General features: G+C 44.3%; 10 protein-coding genes. 5 read left to right on the top strand and 5 right to left on the bottom strand.

The window, feature by feature from the left end; translation table 11 throughout:
* Positions 1–14 precede the first annotated feature (14 nt).
* The 4 genes from GTQ48_RS03280 to GTQ48_RS03265 all read right to left on the bottom strand — a co-directional run bounded on the left by GTQ48_RS03280 (position 15) and on the right by GTQ48_RS03265 (position 8,947).
* The gene (locus GTQ48_RS03280; RefSeq protein ID WP_163105156.1) at positions 15–2,213 is read right to left on the bottom strand and encodes a heparinase II/III domain-containing protein; all 2,199 of its coding nucleotides are present in this window, start codon (positions 2,211–2,213) and stop codon (positions 15–17) included.
* A complete protein-coding gene (locus tag GTQ48_RS03275; RefSeq protein ID WP_163105155.1) occupies positions 2,210–4,477 on the bottom strand; it encodes a polysaccharide lyase 6 family protein in 2,268 nt (755 codons plus the stop codon). Before GTQ48_RS03275 ends, GTQ48_RS03280 begins: the two co-directional genes overlap by 4 nt.
* 138 nt (positions 4,478–4,615) lie before the next feature.
* Positions 4,616–5,494 carry an NAD(P)-dependent oxidoreductase gene (locus tag GTQ48_RS03270; protein ID WP_163105154.1) on the bottom strand — a complete coding sequence of 293 codons (879 nt, stop codon included), beginning with the start codon at positions 5,492–5,494 and terminating at the stop codon, positions 4,616–4,618.
* Between the two features lie 492 nt (positions 5,495–5,986).
* Complete coding sequence (locus tag GTQ48_RS03265; protein ID WP_163105153.1) at positions 5,987–8,947, bottom strand: TonB-dependent receptor; 2,961 nt, start codon at positions 8,945–8,947, stop codon at positions 5,987–5,989.
* Positions 8,948–9,568: 621 nt separating this feature from the next.
* Here GTQ48_RS03265 and GTQ48_RS03260 point away from each other — a divergent pair.
* The 5 genes from GTQ48_RS03260 to leuD all read left to right on the top strand — a co-directional run bounded on the left by GTQ48_RS03260 (position 9,569) and on the right by leuD (position 15,506).
* Entirely contained in the window at positions 9,569–10,321 is a 753-nt protein-coding gene (locus GTQ48_RS03260; protein WP_163105152.1) for a hypothetical protein, read from the top strand.
* A gap of 508 nt (positions 10,322–10,829) precedes the next feature.
* Positions 10,830–12,389 carry a 2-isopropylmalate synthase gene (leuA, locus tag GTQ48_RS03255; RefSeq protein WP_163105151.1) on the top strand — a complete coding sequence of 520 codons (1,560 nt, stop codon included), beginning with the start codon at positions 10,830–10,832 and terminating at the stop codon, positions 12,387–12,389.
* Positions 12,390–13,487, top strand: coding sequence for a 3-isopropylmalate dehydrogenase (gene leuB, locus GTQ48_RS03250; RefSeq protein ID WP_163105150.1), 1,098 nt, complete (start codon positions 12,390–12,392; stop codon positions 13,485–13,487).
* 9 nt (positions 13,488–13,496) lie between these two features.
* Positions 13,497–14,897, top strand: a complete 1,401-nt coding sequence (leuC, locus tag GTQ48_RS03245) for a 3-isopropylmalate dehydratase large subunit (RefSeq protein WP_163105149.1) — start codon at positions 13,497–13,499, stop codon at positions 14,895–14,897.
* A 3-nt stretch (positions 14,898–14,900) separates the two neighbouring features.
* Positions 14,901–15,506: a 3-isopropylmalate dehydratase small subunit gene (gene leuD, locus GTQ48_RS03240; RefSeq protein WP_163105148.1), complete on the top strand. Its 606-nt coding sequence runs from the start codon at positions 14,901–14,903 to the stop codon at positions 15,504–15,506.
* A gap of 237 nt (positions 15,507–15,743) precedes the next feature.
* Here leuD and nhaC read toward each other — a convergent pair whose 3' ends face one another.
* Positions 15,744–17,231: a Na+/H+ antiporter NhaC gene (nhaC, locus tag GTQ48_RS03235; RefSeq protein WP_032096427.1), complete on the bottom strand. Its 1,488-nt coding sequence runs from the start codon at positions 17,229–17,231 to the stop codon at positions 15,744–15,746.
* Between the last annotated feature and the right edge of the window lie 188 nt (positions 17,232–17,419).

Below are 17,419 nucleotides of genomic sequence, written 5' to 3'. Positions count from 1 at the left end.
TATTCCTAATCGTGTTACAGCTCATAAACGGCAAATCGGCCATCAAGAGAATATGAAGTATTGTTAAAAGTGAAAGAATTTGATTCATCTGCAGCGGCGCTTCGCTTGTCTATCGCAATCAGAAACGTATGCTCGGCGGCAGTTAGTGTAACCAGCACAATCCCAGACTCTTCATCCATTGAAAGCGCCGTTATTGAGCTTGATGCATTAAGCGTAAACTCCTTGCTTGGGTTGTAGCTCCCATGAGGCTCAAGCACAGACACAAACTGGTGAGATGAAGCCCCCTCTACTCTGCGAATAAATCCATTTTCATTTCGAAGGTTAAAATTAGGGTCGCCAGCACCAAGCTGAGTGAATAAAAAGGTTTCTGGAGAAGTCACTAAGCTTAGTTGAGAATAGAAGTGTCCATTTTCGTTAAGCCAGGTCACTCTTGATAAGGTGTCTTCAACCGTTCCCTGAGCCTTAAGCCAAAGGTGCTGATAACCGTTATCTTTACCTAGGGCTGGAAGTGAAGATGTGTTTGCCGTCATTGGAAAGCTGGTATCAATTAAATGCCCTTTGTAATGAAGCGGAAGGTCGAGCTGATGATTACTTGATGAGGTCACGTCGAAAATATCCAGCGCAACCGTTTTGTCTATTTTTGGAAGGTCAATTAGGGCCAATGTTCTTTCTAGCGACACATCATCATAGGCGGTTTCAATCTCTCCATTGGCTATCGTGCCAAATGCGTTCGTTTCAAAGAAATTCAATGTGGGAGCATTGCGATTTCCAATCTTAACGTTTCCATCGAAATGACTTTTTTCATCGACAACTACCGTGTTATGCGCAACAGTTTGTTTAGCATAACTGTTGTTTTCCGGCAGATAACGACCACCAAATTTTGCTTCCACATTTAAAAAACGCGCAGCACCATAATCAGATACGATTTCTTCACCTGCATCATAGAACTGCCATGTGAGTTTATCGAAATGACCATGGCCTAACCCTTGAGCTGCGGGTTTAAACAGTACTGCAGAATCACCATTTGTCTCGCTGCGCATGACTACCAAAGCGCCTTCATCGCCGTCTTTACCGTCGCCGAATGCCACTGAGCGAAACTTATAAGGCGTAGTCAAGCCATCGTCTAAGGCTTTTGCTACCTTTACGCCATCGCCAGTTAATACAATGTGGTCTTGCTTATCAGCAATGTCTAAATAGGCTGTATCACCTGTTCGCCCATACGCTACCGTAACACCGTAAACCAGTTCGATAGTATCAACCCCCTTGCTTTTAATAGCATCGTTTATGGGGAAAAATAAGCCGTTATAGCTTAGCTGTATGGTGGTATCGATGGCTTTAAGTAAAACCCCATCGCGATAGTCGAACACGTCTCTTTCAGGCTGATTGTTCTCAATCGCTTTGGCAAAAGTAACAAAGGGCATGAGTGCATAACGCTGGTAATAAGGGCCTTCGTTGTAATAGCCCTGAGGTGAGAACAGTGTATCAAGCTGACGCAGGAAACCGCCTTTACCCGACTTTTCAAGGTCGTATAACGCCTTCTCTACCCATTCTGGTTCGTCCATCACATACCCAGCCATACCTACACCAGCGGTAGCCCAAGTACCGTGATTATGCACTTTGTTAAACGTAGAAGGCTGGCCTTCCGAGAGAAATAGTGCAACTGGCTTTAACAGCTTGTTTTCTATAGTTGCACGTTCACCATCACTTAGCGCCGTATAAACCAAATCGTAGGCTTGAATGGTATTCACTAGCCAAACGGCTTCATTTAGGCTCTGCCAAAACAGCTTTCCAGGATTTTGCGACTTTACTTTTCGTTTTGGGTGCACATCAAGTGTAGGGTACAGTGCAGCGTAATCGAGCAGTAAATCTTTAACGTAGTTGGCGTAAGCTTCATTTTGGCTGATTTGATACAACACGCCAGCGTTGTACATAAGCTGATAGTTTTTCTTATGACGTTCGTGGGTGTAACCGCCGCCGCCATCTTTTGGCACAGGTACAACATTTGGCTGCGTCATGTAAAAGTCGATGTTTGCCTTAAGTGCATGATAGGCATTTGAAAAGCGACCTCCTTCCTTTACGGCCGCTCTCATGTCAACCACATCACGTTCAGTAATCACTAAGTTAGGGTGGGCAGCCTGCGACTGGAATGACAGCGATGACGCGGCAAATAAAAGCACGGCTGTGGCGCACGATATAATGGCTAGCTTTTTCATAGGTTACTCGCTTCCTTTCCCGCAACAATATTGTTTTTTAGTATTGCGGTATGTGGTCCTTCGGCATGAAGTTCTTGGATTTGTATTGTCGGTGTCGCCGTAAACGTATTATCGATTACAGAAGTGATAGGCTCACCAACCGTGTGGTCAATGATAAGAGGTCCTGATTGAATAAACTCATTACTCTGTACATCAGTAACCTGCACACCATGTAAGAACACGCTAGCCCCTTTTTTGTTGCGCTTACCGTTACCCACGTTATTTAGCACGTTGTTGGTCATAAGCAAGTGCGGGCCAAATGTACTTTCATCAGTGCCACCTCGATACAGCTTAAGTACACCACCTTTTATATCTGTAAATGTATTTTGCTTAAGGGTGACGTATTCAGCGTTGTAAATACCATAATCTTCAATTTCTTTATCTAGGCGCAGAATATCTCCTGAAACCGATGTAAAAGTATTATTAGAAAGGGTTATTGCATCAGCAAAGGCCCCTTTTCCAGAGGTAAAGAATGAGAACGAGTGGTTAATATCAAGGTCTTTCACAATGGTGTTTGCTAGTGTGAATCGGTAATTGTTTACCATGCCCCATTTCTTTGTACGTACCACACTGTTGCCAGAGGAATCAGGGCTTTGTGCACCAGAGATAACCAGGCCTTCTAGTTTTAGGCTTCCCCCGTCACGAATTTCAAATAGCGCAGTGCGCTCAAAATACAGGGTGGTTTTCTGCGAATTTCGCGCTTTAATAGTGATAGCGTCATCAATGTAGAGTACAGACGGTACAACAAACTCTCCCTCAGCGAGCTCTAACACATCACCATTTTGTGCTGTTGCTATGGCATTTTTTAACGCCTTTGCGCTAGCCTCGACAGCGATGGTATTTCCTGTATCGAAATCATCAGAGACTACCGTTTTAGGATAGTAGGAGGTTCCTACACTTTCCTTGTCTATAACTGATAAAGATTCATCAACACCTTGAGCTATTCCTTTTGCGTAAAAAAGCCCATTTCCCTCCCTTTTTAGTGAAATCTTTTGCTTATCAAACCCGCTCGCAATGGGGCTTGCAGTCTCTGTATTAGTGACGTTATCACGAAAGGAAATACCGCTAACATCATCGAAAATAGAAAATGGCTGTGTGTCGTTTTGGTTATACACCACATTGTTTTTAAAAATAGTGGATTTAGGCGCTGCACTTCGCTCGGCGTCACTGCCTGCTGCAAGATGTATATGGTCAACGTTGATGAACGTATTGTTTGTGATTGTTGCGTTTTCTACTTGGTGATAGCGGTTAATTGGCGAATTGGGAACGCCATTCATAATGGTGAAGCCACTTCCAAAGCGATAGCCTTTAAGGCCTTCTAAGTAGTTATTTCTGATCACCTGATCTTTGTTGATAACGCGGATGCCACCAGTATGTGCAACCTCGTTACCAAGAAACACGTTATTTTCAACAATGTTGCCATTGCCATGGCGAAGAGTCAGTGTGCCTCTAGCCGACAAAAATACATTTCCGCGCAACGTATTTTTGCCAGATTTAACAGAGATTATTTCTACTTCACCGTTAGTTTGTTCGAAAATATTATTCTCTACCAACGTGTATGAATTAGTGAGGGAGAAGTGACTGGTTCCAATACGAAGGGTTTCACCGCCGTTTGAACCGAACGTTGGACGATAGCCAAAATAGTTGTGGTCTATTTTATGGTAGTTCTCTTGGCTGGCCTCTGAGTTAAGACGAACAGCAACCGTCACGCCTTTGTTGCGCTTACCCTCTAGGTGATTGTGATCGAAGCGGTTGTGCTTACCATAAAGGGCAACCCAATAATCGGATTCTTGCTTGTCTGGATTGTTAAAGTTGTCAATAACAACATCTGTTACGCGAGAGTGGTTGGCGTAACTTTCTTTATTCTTGCGAAATGCAATAACGGCGCTACTTGGCGTGTAACCATTCTTAAACACTAGACCAGAAACAACGAGGTGCTCCCCTGCCAGCCTTAAGTTTGACTTACCCGATAATACTACATCACCTTTTGATTCTGCTTTTAAGGTGATTGGCGCCTCGCTCGTACCTTCACCCTCTAGCAATATTTCGAAATCCTGCCAAACACCAGACGTTAAAATGATAGTGTCGCCAGGCGTTAGACTACTTGAAACGTTTTTATATTCTTCTTGAGAGGAAACAACGTAGTCGGCAGCATCAATAGAAAATGAGAGAAATGAAGCGCTTGTGAATAATAAGCTTGCTAAATAGACCGTACTTAATCGCATAACACACTCTTACTTTATCGAGACGGCAAATAAAAATGTCATATTTTTTACAGAAACGATGTTAGGTTTGAGGATAGTGGAACGTAGCGCTCTTGATACAATACTCTATCTCGAGCGCTCATCTACCTTGATTCGCTATTACTTTGCTAGCGTTTTGAAGTAGTCAAAAATTTCCGGCACATTACCGTTGCTAAGCCCTGCATCGACGGCAGCATTGAGGTTTGCAGATGAACCTTCAGCAATCTTCGACTCAGTGCCAAGGTCTTCTACCATTTTTAAAAAGTATCCAAGGTCTTTGTTAGCGTTAGCAATAGAAAAGCCTAGGTCGCTAACATCGTCTACCGCGTAGTTCTTGCAAAACTGCATAAACGGCGAGTTAGACGGGCCTGTAGACATAATGTCGAAAAGCTGCTGTTTATCAACACCCGCTTTTTCAGCTACTGCAAATGCCTGTGACATTGCACATACTGTGGTCATACCCATAAAGTTGTTTATCAACTTAGTAGTATGGCCTGCGCCTAATGCACCAAGGTGAAAAACATTTTCGCCTTGATCGTCAAGTACCGGCTTAACTTTGTTGAAGGTTTCCATATCGCCAGACGCCATAATATTTAATAGGCCATCTTTTGCATGTGCAGGCGTTCTGCCTAGCGGCGCATCAATCATACCAGCGCCTTTCTCTGCTAAGTCTGCGCCAATCTTGCGCGTTGAAGCAGGAATTGATGTACCGAAGTCAATCAATACTGATCCGGCTTTCATACCCGCTAAGACACCATCTTCTGCATATACCACTTTTTCAACGATGTCTGATGTTGTTAAACAAAACATCACGATCTCTGACTGTTCAGCTAGTTCTTTGCCCGAAGACGCTGTGTTTGCGCCGCGAGCTACACATCGCTCAACGGCGTCTTTGTTTAAATCCATTACGGTAACTGAGTAACCTTTCTTCTGAAGGTTCTCAACCATATTGCCGCCCATAAGGCCTAGGCCGATAAAACCGATCGTTGGTTTGGACATGAATAACTCCTAAATTTTGATACTAGTATTGAGTTCTAAGCAGTGAAGTCTTGTTTATTCACTGGTTAATACAATTCTTTCTTAATAACGCTAGAGACTGCTTAACGATTTAGCCCCTTCGGGATAATCGTGTTTATTGATAACCGGAAGCACATATCAAAAGTCTATTTTTATTAGACCAATTTGTCAACCAATCTAGATTTATATTTAAATATTGGTAAATAAAAAGTTAGTAAAGGTAGGATATTCATACATTTATTACATTGGTGAATGAACGCTTGAGTATCCAGTTTCAATGCTAATTACGTCTCGCTAGGTCACAATCGCCTTAGGGGATATTTACGGCTTATCACCTGTGGTGATGATTGCAACGTTAGGCGGGTTGCTCCGCTATATGTTTATGGCCATATTTTGATGGCTGAGTGTTAATAGCTATCTGTTAATGGTTTGACCTTTTTTTACAAAGGCCAAACCTTGATTACAGTGTCTCTTCTAAAATCTGTAGTTTGCGCCAACAGTAATGCGGCGATCTGTCAATCCTTGGAAACAAAGAACGGCATTTTCATTAACACAGTACTGGTCAACTTCTGACTCGGTTAAATTCACCGCTTCAATGCCAACGTTTAAGTTTTCGTTCACCGTGTAGGTAACGCTTGCGTTAAGCTGGCCGCGATCCCCTTGAACAGCCGGGAAGCCCCAAGGGAAGCTGGAAGTACTTCCGAAGTCGTCCGTTCTGAACGCTTCACGCCACGTGTAACGCATGCGTGCAGAAAAGTCGTACTTTTCGTAATACAGCGTGAAGTTGTAAGCATTTTCAGAAAGGTTGAGTAAACCCTGAACTGCAGATACTTCCTCATCGCTACCCGTTGTTGCTGCAAATACATTAGCGGCACGTGAGGTCGCACTGTTTTCAGTATCACCACCAGAGAACTCTTGGATGGTATAATTAGCCAACACACCAAAACCTGATGCCCAACCTAGCTCTTTTTCAAAGCCTGACAAGTCATACTGAACAGCAAATTCAATACCTTTTTGCGTTGTTTCACCCGTGTCGTTAACTTTAGTTTCTGTACCTACGCACACACCCGTTCCCAAATCAGGACCAAACACGTTGATGTCTGCAATAGGGTTGAAGATACCGCCGCCTTCACAAGGGTCGGTTAGGTCACGGAAGCCAGTGGTTGGATCTTCGAATGGGCTAACAATTTGGTCAACAAACAGATCTTTACGTGTTTTATGGAATATACCGATACTGACGACACTAGCCTCTGCAAAATACCATTCTGCTGATAAATCGTATGACGTCACTTCTTCAGGGCTTAGGCCAGGGTTACCAATCGCTACATTCGGGTTAGGACTTGTGCTGTAAACCACAGACGTAGATAGGTCGTTGTAGTTTGGACGGCGGATATCTTTACCTGCCCCGAAGCGAACAACCACATCGTCGGTAACGTCTGCAACGATATTAAGGCGTGGTAATACGAAATCGTAATCACCTTTGTTGGTCACTCTTGACACTATCTCGTTGCCGGCGTCATCTTCAGTAATTGAATTACCTAATGAAGTCACGTCAGTTTGCAAATAGCGTAGACCAAAGTTACCGCGGAACATTTCGTATTCAAAGTTCGCTTGTGCATAAAGAGCATGAGTCTCTTCTTCAATATCAAAGAAACCAGATGATGACGCTGTCGGTTGGCTTAACGATCTGCTAGAACCATGGGTCGTCAATGCAGACTGAAGTGTTGCTAAAACGCCATCTGGGTCTGATGCAACTAACTCTGGGTTTATCAAAAGGAAGTCTTTTACGAATAACTGACGACCATCAGCATCATTGAAGTTGTCTGGACCAGCAACAAGAAGGTCAGCGAACAGGCTACCGCGAGGACTGTCGTCCATGGTACGCAAACCTACGCTGGTACCAATATCTTCCCGTACGCTTGAAGATTTATTGTATCGATAACCAAAGTCGACTGAGGTGATAACTGAATCGATGTAATAAGACGCATCAACACGAAATGCATCTTCAGAGTTTTCAGTTGTATCTCGACCAATGTTGACATCGCGCAGTACCACATTATTAGGGTCGAGTAACTGTGATGACGTAGGCGCAAAGTCTGCACCCTCAGCGATTCCAAATGCTAGCGAACCACCAGACAAATCATAGGCAAATGGCACACTGTTATCGTTACCGCCACCAGCGTCTAAGGGCGCATTAGGGTTAATAAAGTTAAGCGTAGTATTAAAGCTTGGCGTCGTAGTATCTGATGAAGATGACGCGATTTCAGTGAAGATGCTCCACTTATCGCCTTGCCACTCACCACCAAATCTGAATATTTTACTGTCGGTGATACGAGAGTTTGTATCGCTAGAGAAACGAAGGTTTGGATCGTCATCATCATTCTCTAGGTTTACAGGAATAACGCCACGCAAAGCTGCTTCGATAGAACCCAGGTTCCTTCCACCCAATGAACCAAAGTTAACCGTTTCATATTCATCAGGAACTGAAATGTCATTAAGTGCACTCACGCCCGAAGCCTGTACGCGTGAGCTTTCTTGACGACGTTCTTGATCGTTAATGACTGCGTCGAAGAACACTCTGGAATTATCATTCGGCGCCCACTCAAACGTACCTACGAAGTTCTTAGTTTCATATTCAAAGTTATCGTAGTCTTGAACAAAGAACTGGATAGGAAGGAAGTCGAACGCCTGGGCACTAGCGAAACCACTATCAGTAGCTACTAGGTTGTCTCGGTCAGCACGTGGGCGGAATGCAGTCACATCTTGCTCTGCGTAACTTGCACTTATTACTACACCAAACTTACCGTTGTCGTTTTCCCAGTTGTCACCGAAAGTCCCGGAAAATCGTGGTTGGAAAGTGCTGTCTGTTGTAAGGCTACTGTTTTCGCCTTGTACACGAACGGCAGCAAGCCTTTCAGTAAGTTGAAGAGGACGAATAGTTTTTAAATTGATGGTACCACCGACTGAACCTTCGATAGTTTTCGCATCTGGAGATTTCGTTACCTCAAGGCCCGCAATAATTGCAGCTGACACGTCTTCGAAGTTTATACCACTTCTACCTGCGCCAGAACCTACTGTTGAAACACCGTTGATTTCTGTTCTGTTTGCGTCTGTACCACGAATTTGTACACCAGTACCAACACCAGCAGAACGCGTAATTTGAATACCAGTAATATTTTCTAGGACTTCAGCTAAGTTTTGGTCAGGTAGCTTACCAATATCTTCGGCCTCGATAACTTCAACTAAGTTATTGCTGAAGCGTTTTTCATTCAGGGCGCTTGCGAGTGAAGCGCGAATGCCTGAAACCTCAATCACTTCAACTTCTTTTTCTTGCTTGCCTTGCTCTTCAGCCTCTTGTGCATGGGCCATCGAGGCAAAATTGAGTGATGTAGCTGACAGCACGGCAAGTGTAATCTTAGATAGTTTGTGTCCCATTTGTGTTTCCTTTAAGGATTGAAAAGTGAGTTTCTAACCCACCTGAATCACAGAATTATTTTTCATCGTCATATGCCCTGCCGGTTAAAAACTTACAATACGTTCACAAGGCGTTCACAAAGTTATGCCAAAAAACGGCATTGGTCAACCAAGAATACAAACAAAAATCGGTTTTAAGACTAAAGTTGGTAATACCAAGTTGTTTTAAATGTAAATTTCTGTAGAGTTTTACTTAACCTTTTAAAAATAGGCCCTGAGGCCAATAATTTACTGCTATTAAAGTAACAGAAGGAAAAACAACAACTTTTTAAAAAACTTACCAAAAGTATTAAATTGGTAAATAACAACGTGGAACGAATGTTGATATTGATACTGACGTTGATGTTGATAAAAATGCTATTAGTGCTAGTCAGACAATTTCACTTTCTCGAAAAAAGTAATATCAAGTATGTTCAATATTCTCATCGTGCTAAGCCGCCGCCTGAACCGCAATCCGACCAGACGTTTCGTAAAAGGCCTTTCTTCTTTCGTCACTTCTTAAGCAATTAATAAGCGAGCAGTAGCGAGTTTGCAGGTTTCTTGATACGGTTAGTGCAGAGACAGTCAAAACGCGATGTTAACGTGAGCACAAACAGTCATCCGCCAAAAACACAATCAGGTTTTTTTAACGACTTAGGCGAGCTGGGTGGTAATCACGCACAGTTTTCTGAAGTGTGTACGGCGCTATATGAAAGAGAACTTTTGTTTATTGCCCACAGCGGTATCAGTAATGCGTCTATCCTTAAACGCCGAATTGGTGGCTTGCCTCATCATATTAGAAGTGTCGCTCGATATTTTGTAACCAACCCCACCCCACTATCTACCGACACCTATAACGGAAGCTGGTACGCCAAGCAGCCAAAATCTGCGCCCCGTTTACCACAGAATGCTGATGCAACAGCGCAATGGTTTAGAAAACATGCCGACTATGGGTTAATTGTTCCAGTCTTAGTTAAAACCATTGAAGGTATTCACCTTGAATTAGACGCTATCGACAAAACGATGTTGGTAGATGACGTCGTTCATCTGAACAAACACGGTTGGTTTACAGTTGATGGAGTCAATCGGGGAAACAGTCAGGAAGCGAATCGAAGAAATAAGCAGGCTAGTCATTCCATTGAAAGCTCAGATGAAGAGTCTCGTGAAAGTGGACTTGAAAACTACGGAGCTTTTAATAGTAAAACTCTTCTTAAACCAACGAAAACCATCATGGCGAGTGCTTGCTCGGGTCATGCTTGGAACTTCAAATCTCGCGTATCACCTCGTGCACTGTCTATTAGAGAAATGCGGCTGTCTACTCAAATAAACTGGAAGAACTTTACCTTATTGAAATAAAGGGCTTGTTTACGTCCTTTTTTCTTTCAAGGCGACATTAGCAATGCCATACCAACCCAAATATGAATAAAAATACAAAATTAATAAGTATTAATTCACTTTACAACTTCTTCATATCAGTCAAAAAGAGTACAAACATACTAACCATTTCGAAAGCCAGTCTCATAACCTGCATTAGCAGCAATCAAACAGGCGTTTAACCCATAAAACCAGAGAGCTCACACCATTAATTAGGACACACATCCTAATATTAGCGTTGAGATTAATTTTTTCATAAAAATTTAATCAATATGGTAAACAATGGTTGACGTTCAAGGCTCACATGGTTAAATTATCGCTATCAATTTTGGTCAGCAAAGATTTTCGAAAAATGCGTATTCGTTTTCTTCTAATTACACTACTCCTCAAGGCAGCCAGACTGCACGGGTAGATTGCGACCAGCGACTAATCACACAAAAACCCGTGCACAGCACGGGTTTTTTTTTAACTATTCAATTGAGAGAGCGTCATGACAAATCAAGTGAAAATCTTTGATACCACGTTGCGAGATGGTGAGCAGGCCTTGCCAGCAAGTCTAAGTGCCAAAGAGAAGTTACAGATTGCACTGGCGCTTGAAAGACTAGGTGTAGATATTATTGAAGCCGGTTTCCCTGTGTCTTCACCTGGCGACTTCCAATCAGTACAGTTGATTGCCAAAGAGATCAAAAACTCAGTGATATGCGGTCTCTCCCGCGCCCTTCCCGGTGATATCGATGCATGCGGCCAAGCCCTTAGCGTAGCTGATCAGTTTAGAATACATACCTTTATTGCCACATCGGAAATACACGTTGGCGCAAAATTGCGTAAATCTCATGATGATGTGGTAGACATGGCTGTGGCTGCGGTAAAGCATGCCCGTAAATACACCAATGATGTGGAGTTTTCATGTGAAGACGCCGGCAGAACGCATATCGACTACCTTTGCCGTATGGTTGAAGCTGCTATTCACGCGGGCGCTACAACGGTAAATATTCCAGATACTGTTGGCTACACAACACCCACTGAATTCGGCGGTATTATTCAGCAGTTGTTCAATCGGGTTCCTAACATCGATAAAGCCATTATCTCTGTGCATTGCCACAACGACTTGGGCCTAGCTGTTGCTAATTCACTCGCCGCCGTAGAGCAAGGTGCGCGTCAAGTGGAGTGTACTATAAATGGTATTGGTGAGCGTGCAGGTAACGCGTCGCTTGAAGAAATTGCAATGATTTTGCAAACGCGAAAAGGGCTGCTTGGCATTGATACTAATATCAATTCCACGGAAATTTCACGTACGTCTAAACTTGTCAGCCAGTTGTGTAATATGCCGGTGCAATCTAACAAAGCCATTGTTGGGGCAAACGCCTTCAGTCATTCGTCAGGTATTCATCAAGACGGTGTCTTAAAAGCGCAAAATACCTATGAAATTATGACGCCTGAGAGCGTGGGCATTAATAAGAACAACCTAAACCTAACCTCTCGTTCGGGTCGCCATGTTATCAAACATAGGCTTACTGAATTAGGTTACAAGCCTGAAGAATTTGATTTAGAGGCCGTATACGATGCGTTTTTAAAGCTGGCTGACAAAAAAGGACAGGTTTACGACTACGACCTTGAGGCACTGTTGTTTTTCGATAAGCAAAAGCACGACCAAGCGCACTATCAACTGCTTTACCTACAGGCTAATTCGGGCAGAGAAATTATCCCAAGCGCTACCGTAAAAATGAAAGTGGGCGAACAAGAGATTACACAGGCATGCACAGGTAACGGACCAGTAGATGCCGCATTTAAAGCGATAATCTCTATTCTTGGTCATGAAGACTTAGAAGTTGTCGACTTTAAACTAGATTCAAAAGGCGAAGGTGCAGATGCGTTAGCGCAAGTGAGTGTCATCGCCACATATAAAGATCGTCGATTCCACGGTATAGGCTTGGCCACAGATATCGTAGAAGCCGGTGTAAAAGCATTGATATTTGTACTGAACAATACTTATCTGGCCGACCAGATTGATCAGCAAAAGAATCAACAAGAACGCGTTGTAGGAGTGTAAATGAGCCAGTTTTCAATTGCCGTATTAGCCGGAGACGGTATCGGTCCAGAAGTTATGCAAGAGGCCAACAAGGTCTTAGATGCTGTAGAAAAGAAGTTTAGCATTACGCTAAATCGCACCGAGTTTCCTGTTGGTGGCTTTGCTATCGATACCGAAGGCGAAGCCCTTCCAGCGAAAACACTGTTAGGTTGTGAACAAGCAGACGCGATCTTATTTGGAAGCATAGGCGGACCTAAGTGGGATACACTTCCACTTGAACAGCGTCCCGAACGCGCTGCACTGCTTACTTTAAGAAGCCACTTCGATTTATTCAGTAATTTGCGCCCTGCACGTATCTATCCTGGCCTTGAAGGTTTATCTCCACTTCGTGAAGACATTGCTAAATCAGGTGTAGATGTGTTGGTAGTGCGCGAACTTACCAGCGGCATTTACTTTGGCCAGCCTAAAGGTCGTGAGGGTGAAGGCGAAGAAGAGTTTGCTTACGACACAATGCGCTACAGCAAACGAGAAATTCGCCGTATCGCCGTCGCCGCCTTTGAAGCAGCACAAAAGCGTCGCGGTAAAGTCACCTCAGTAGATAAAGCCAATGTATTGGCTACTAGCAGATTGTGGCGTGAAGTGGCAGAAGAAGTGGCCAAAGACTTTCCCGATGTTGAGTTAGATCACATCTATATCGACAACGCGACCATGCAAATAATGAAGAACCCCGCGCAATTTGACGTCATGCTGTGTTCAAACTTGTTTGGCGACATCGTATCTGATGAATGCGCTATGATGACAGGCTCTATGGGGCTTTTGCCTTCGGCAAGTATGAACGAAGACGGGTTTGGTTTATACGAGCCAGCAGGCGGTTCAGCGCCGGATATTGCAGGCCAAGGTATTGCAAACCCCATCGCTCAAATTTTATCGGCAGCCATGATGTTGCGATTCAGTATGAACTTAAACGACGCCGCAGATGCTATAGAAAAAGCCGTGGTCGCCACTCTTGAAAAGGGCGTACTCACCGGCGAACTGCTGCCTGAAGATAAAAGAGAACAAGCTTCAAATACATCGCAAGTAGGCGATGAAATTGTTAAACAATTAATGGCGCAGGAGTAGAAATACCACATGGCCAAGACCTTATATGACAAAGTATGGCAAGCGCATATTGTCGACCAACTAGGCGAAGATAGCCTTATTTATATCGACCGCCACTTAATTCACGAAGTGACATCTCCGCAAGCATTCGCTGGCCTTAACGAAAAAGGCCGTAAAGTGCGTCGCCCAGATAAAACTGTGGGAACCATGGATCACAGCATATCAACTCGCTCGTTAGCCATTGATGCATGCGGCCCAGATAACGCACTACAGCTGCATACCCTAGCCAAAAACTGTGAAGATCACGGTATTCAGCTTTACCCTGTAGGCCATCAAAAACAAGGCATCGTGCATGTAATGGGGCCAGAATTAGGGCTTATACAGCCTGGCATGACCGTAGTGTGCGGCGACTCTCACACTGCAACCCATGGCGCATTCGGTGCACTTGCATTTGGAATAGGTACTTCTCAAGTTGAGCATGTTTTAGCCACACAAACTCTGAAGCAAAGCCGCGCAAAAAGCATGCTTATTAATGTGAATGGCAAACTTCCTGTGGGAATTACAGCGAAAGATATTATTTTGGCTATCATCGGCAAAATTGGACACGCCGGTGCAACAGGTCATGTGATTGAGTATGCGGGCGAGGCCATTCGTGGACTTACCATGGAAGAGCGAATGACCGTATGTAACATGAGTATTGAAGCGGGGGCAAAAGCTGGGCTTATAGCACCAGACGACGTTACTTTCGCGTATTTAAAAGACCGCGAGTATGCACCCAAAGACCAGTCCTGGGATGACGCGGTTGCCTATTGGAAAACCTTATACACCGAAGAAGGCGCAAGCTTTGACACGGTTGTCGAACTTGAAGCGGCCGACATAGCACCGCAGGTCACATGGGGAACCAACCCAGGTCAAGTTATTGGGGTAAATACTCCAGTGCCGGCCCCAGAAGACTTTAGCGACCCAATTGAAATAGAAAGTGCGAAAAAAGCACTTAGCTATATGGGCTTGAAGGCAGGTGAAAAACTCGCTGATGTAGCAGTAAATCACGTTTTCATTGGCTCATGTACCAATGGCCGTATAGAAGATTTACGTGCTGCGGCTCACGTTGCCAAAAAAGGCAAAGTATCATCATCGGTTACCGCTATTGTGGTGCCGGGATCTGGTGCAGTAAAACGCCAAGCTGAAGCTGAAGGTTTAGATAAGATTTTCGAGCAGGCCGGCTTTGAGTGGCGCTTACCAGGCTGTTCAATGTGTTTGGGTATGAACGACGATAAACTGGTTTCTGGCGATCGCTGTGCATCAACCAGCAACAGAAACTTTGAAGGACGCCAAGGCCGTGGTGCACGCACCCATTTAGTGAGCCCCGCTATGGCTGCAGCAGCAGCCATTAACGGCCACTTCGCCGATGTTAGAGACTATCAGGAGTAATACATGTCAGAGCAAGGTTTTACACACCACACGGGCATTGCAGCACCGTTAGACCAAGCCAATGTGGACACAGACCAAATTATTCCTAAGCAGTTTCTCACGGGTGTCACCCGTATCGGCTACGGCAAGCACCTTTTTCACGATTGGCGCTATTTGGATTTAAAAGAGCAAGAGCCTAACCCTGATTTCTCATTGAATAAGCCAGAGCATAAAGGCGCTAGCGTGTTGTTGGCACGAGAAAACTTTGGATGTGGTTCAAGTCGAGAGCACGCGCCTTGGGCACTGGCCGATTTTGGTTTTAAAACCGTAATCGCCACCAGCTTTGCTGATATCTTTTATGGTAACTGTATTAACAACCAGCTTGTTCCTGTTGCGTTACGCAGCGAACAAATGGACGCTTTATTTGACGCTATAAAAGCAGATCCCGCTGTCGCTATTACTGTGGATTTGCCGGCGCAGACAGTGAGCTTTGACGATACATCGTTTAGTTTTGATATTGCACCTCATCACAAAACTAATCTGATAAAAGGCCTTGATGCAATAGGTCAAACTCTCGAGCTTGATAGTGCTATCAGCGCGTTTGAAGACAAACAGCCTAGCTGGCTTTAGCTTGCGAAGGGAGTGCTAATGTAAAGGCGCTATATCAAGGCCCCAATTGTGAAGGTCGAAATAAAGCGGCAAATAAAAAGCGAGGGTTGGTGACAACCCTCGCTTTTTTGTTTTCCCTAAATACTTTAAACAGCATATCTTTCAATGAATTTTTTGGTTGAAAAGAGGCTCGTTTATTAATGCTTCGTCTAGTAAGAGCCTCGTTTATCAGTCTTTACTTTAGTCAGCAAAAACCAATCATTCGGTCACTGGCGTACCGTCATCATTGAACTTGGCAATATCAGCACCTGATGACTCCCACTCTTCACGCTCTTTATCTGATGCCTTCGGTGAAAACATACCGGTATAGGCATAAAATATTCCTATTAATGGCGCTGTCCAACATGCGAAAGCCAGCGGTATATAGAGTAGATTTTGTAAGTTATCACCGGATATGCCAAGCCCTAGTGCGGATATAACAAATGCGCCCCCGGCATTCCACGGGATGAGTGGCGACATTAGCGTACCGCCCTCTTCTATACCACGGGAAAGATTGAGGGTTGAATACCCCATGCCGCGATAAACAGGAGAATACATACGTCCTGGTAAAGCAACAGATAGGTAGGGGTCGCCCGCAACAAGATTCGTTGCAAACGCAGTTCCTACGGCTGCAACTTGAGTACCTGCGAATGTTTTTGCTTTACTTTTGATAGCGTTGATAATACTTCTCAAACAGCCTGTTGTCTCAAGCGCCCCACCAAAACCCAGGGCGATAAGTACAAGCGAAATGGTCCACATCATCGACTGAATACCGCCGCGATTAAGCAATGTATCTATTTCGCTAATATTAGTTTGAATGGAGTAACCGTTATTTGCATAGTCGAACACGGCTTGAAGTGACTGTCCTTGAGTGACCATTGCAAACGCGCCGCCAACAACTACGCCTGCGAACAGCGAAGGCAAAGGTGGAAATTTCTTCAACGCCAATACCATCACCACCAAAGCCGGCAATAACGCCCATGCGGATATGTAGAAGTTATCTTCTAAAGCGGTAGTAATACCTTCAATTTTTTCAAACGACACACTTTGCGTATCGATAACAAAAAAGCCAACGCCAATATAGATTAACAGCGCAATAACCATGGCCGGTATAGTAGTGGCCATCATGTTTTGTATGTGTGAAAAGACGTCGGTACCTGTCACCGCTGGTGCTAGGTTCGTCGTGTCAGAAAGCGGCGATACTTTATCACCGAAAAATGCGCCAGACACCACAGCGCCTGCCGTCCAATACATGGGAATGTCAAACCCCTCGCCAATGCCCATCAGGGCCAAACCAACGGTTCCGACACTTCCCCAACTTGTGCCTAAAGACACTGACACCACAGCACAAATGACCATGCCAGCGGCGAGAAATATCTCTGGCGATAAGGTTTTTAAGCCGTAATAGATAATGGTGGGAACTGTGCCGCTGGCAATCCAAATGCCGATGATCATGCCCACCGTTATGAGCACGCTTACCGATGGCAGCGCAACATGGATAACTTTAAAAATACCGGCGCGAATATCTTCCCACGACAGTCCGAGGTAAACACCTACAAAACTTGCAAGGGCTAAACCTATCGCCAAGGGGATATGAGGCTCGAAAACGCCAAAGTAGAAAATCTGTGTTCCCAAGATTATCAGCGTTAACACAACAGGTGTTAACGCCAGCAAAAGCCCGGGCGTAGTTTGCTGTTCATCTTTCATAGGACATCCTTATACTAGAGCACTGATATAGACAATCAGACCCCATGCTGTGAATAGCGTTCTAGATATAAAAAATACTTCGCTAGATATTAAAAGCGCTATTACTAGGGCGTGTTGTTCTTTGCTGTACGAATTTTGGGCTAAATAGAAGCATTTTAATCGCGAAACAGTCCTGTAGGCCTAGTGGG

Origin of the sequence: Alteromonas genovensis (assembly GCF_010500895.1) — a bacterium.
Taxonomy (GTDB): domain Bacteria; phylum Pseudomonadota; class Gammaproteobacteria; order Enterobacterales; family Alteromonadaceae; genus Alteromonas; species Alteromonas genovensis.
Note: the sequence above shows the minus strand (reverse complement) of the source record. Positions and strands in the feature narration are given on the sequence as shown.

Bases quoted from the DNA above. Each gene is read 5' to 3' on its own strand.
- GTQ48_RS03270 (WP_163105154.1), bottom strand. From the start codon at position 5,494: ATGTCCAAACCAACGATCGGTTTTATCGGCCTAGGCCTTATGGGCGGC.
- GTQ48_RS03275 (WP_163105155.1), bottom strand. From the start codon at position 4,477: ATGCGATTAAGTACGGTCTATTTAGCAAGCTTATTATTCACAAGCGCT.
- leuC (WP_163105149.1), top strand. From the start codon at position 13,497: ATGGCCAAGACCTTATATGACAAAGTATGGCAAGCGCATATTGTCGAC.
- leuD (WP_163105148.1), top strand. From the start codon at position 14,901: ATGTCAGAGCAAGGTTTTACACACCACACGGGCATTGCAGCACCGTTA.
- GTQ48_RS03265 (WP_163105153.1), bottom strand. From the start codon at position 8,947: ATGGGACACAAACTATCTAAGATTACACTTGCCGTGCTGTCAGCTACA.
- nhaC (WP_032096427.1), bottom strand. From the start codon at position 17,231: ATGAAAGATGAACAGCAAACTACGCCCGGGCTTTTGCTGGCGTTAACA.
- GTQ48_RS03280 (WP_163105156.1), bottom strand. From the start codon at position 2,213: ATGAAAAAGCTAGCCATTATATCGTGCGCCACAGCCGTGCTTTTATTT.
- leuA (WP_163105151.1), top strand. From the start codon at position 10,830: ATGACAAATCAAGTGAAAATCTTTGATACCACGTTGCGAGATGGTGAG.
- leuB (WP_163105150.1), top strand. From the start codon at position 12,390: ATGAGCCAGTTTTCAATTGCCGTATTAGCCGGAGACGGTATCGGTCCA.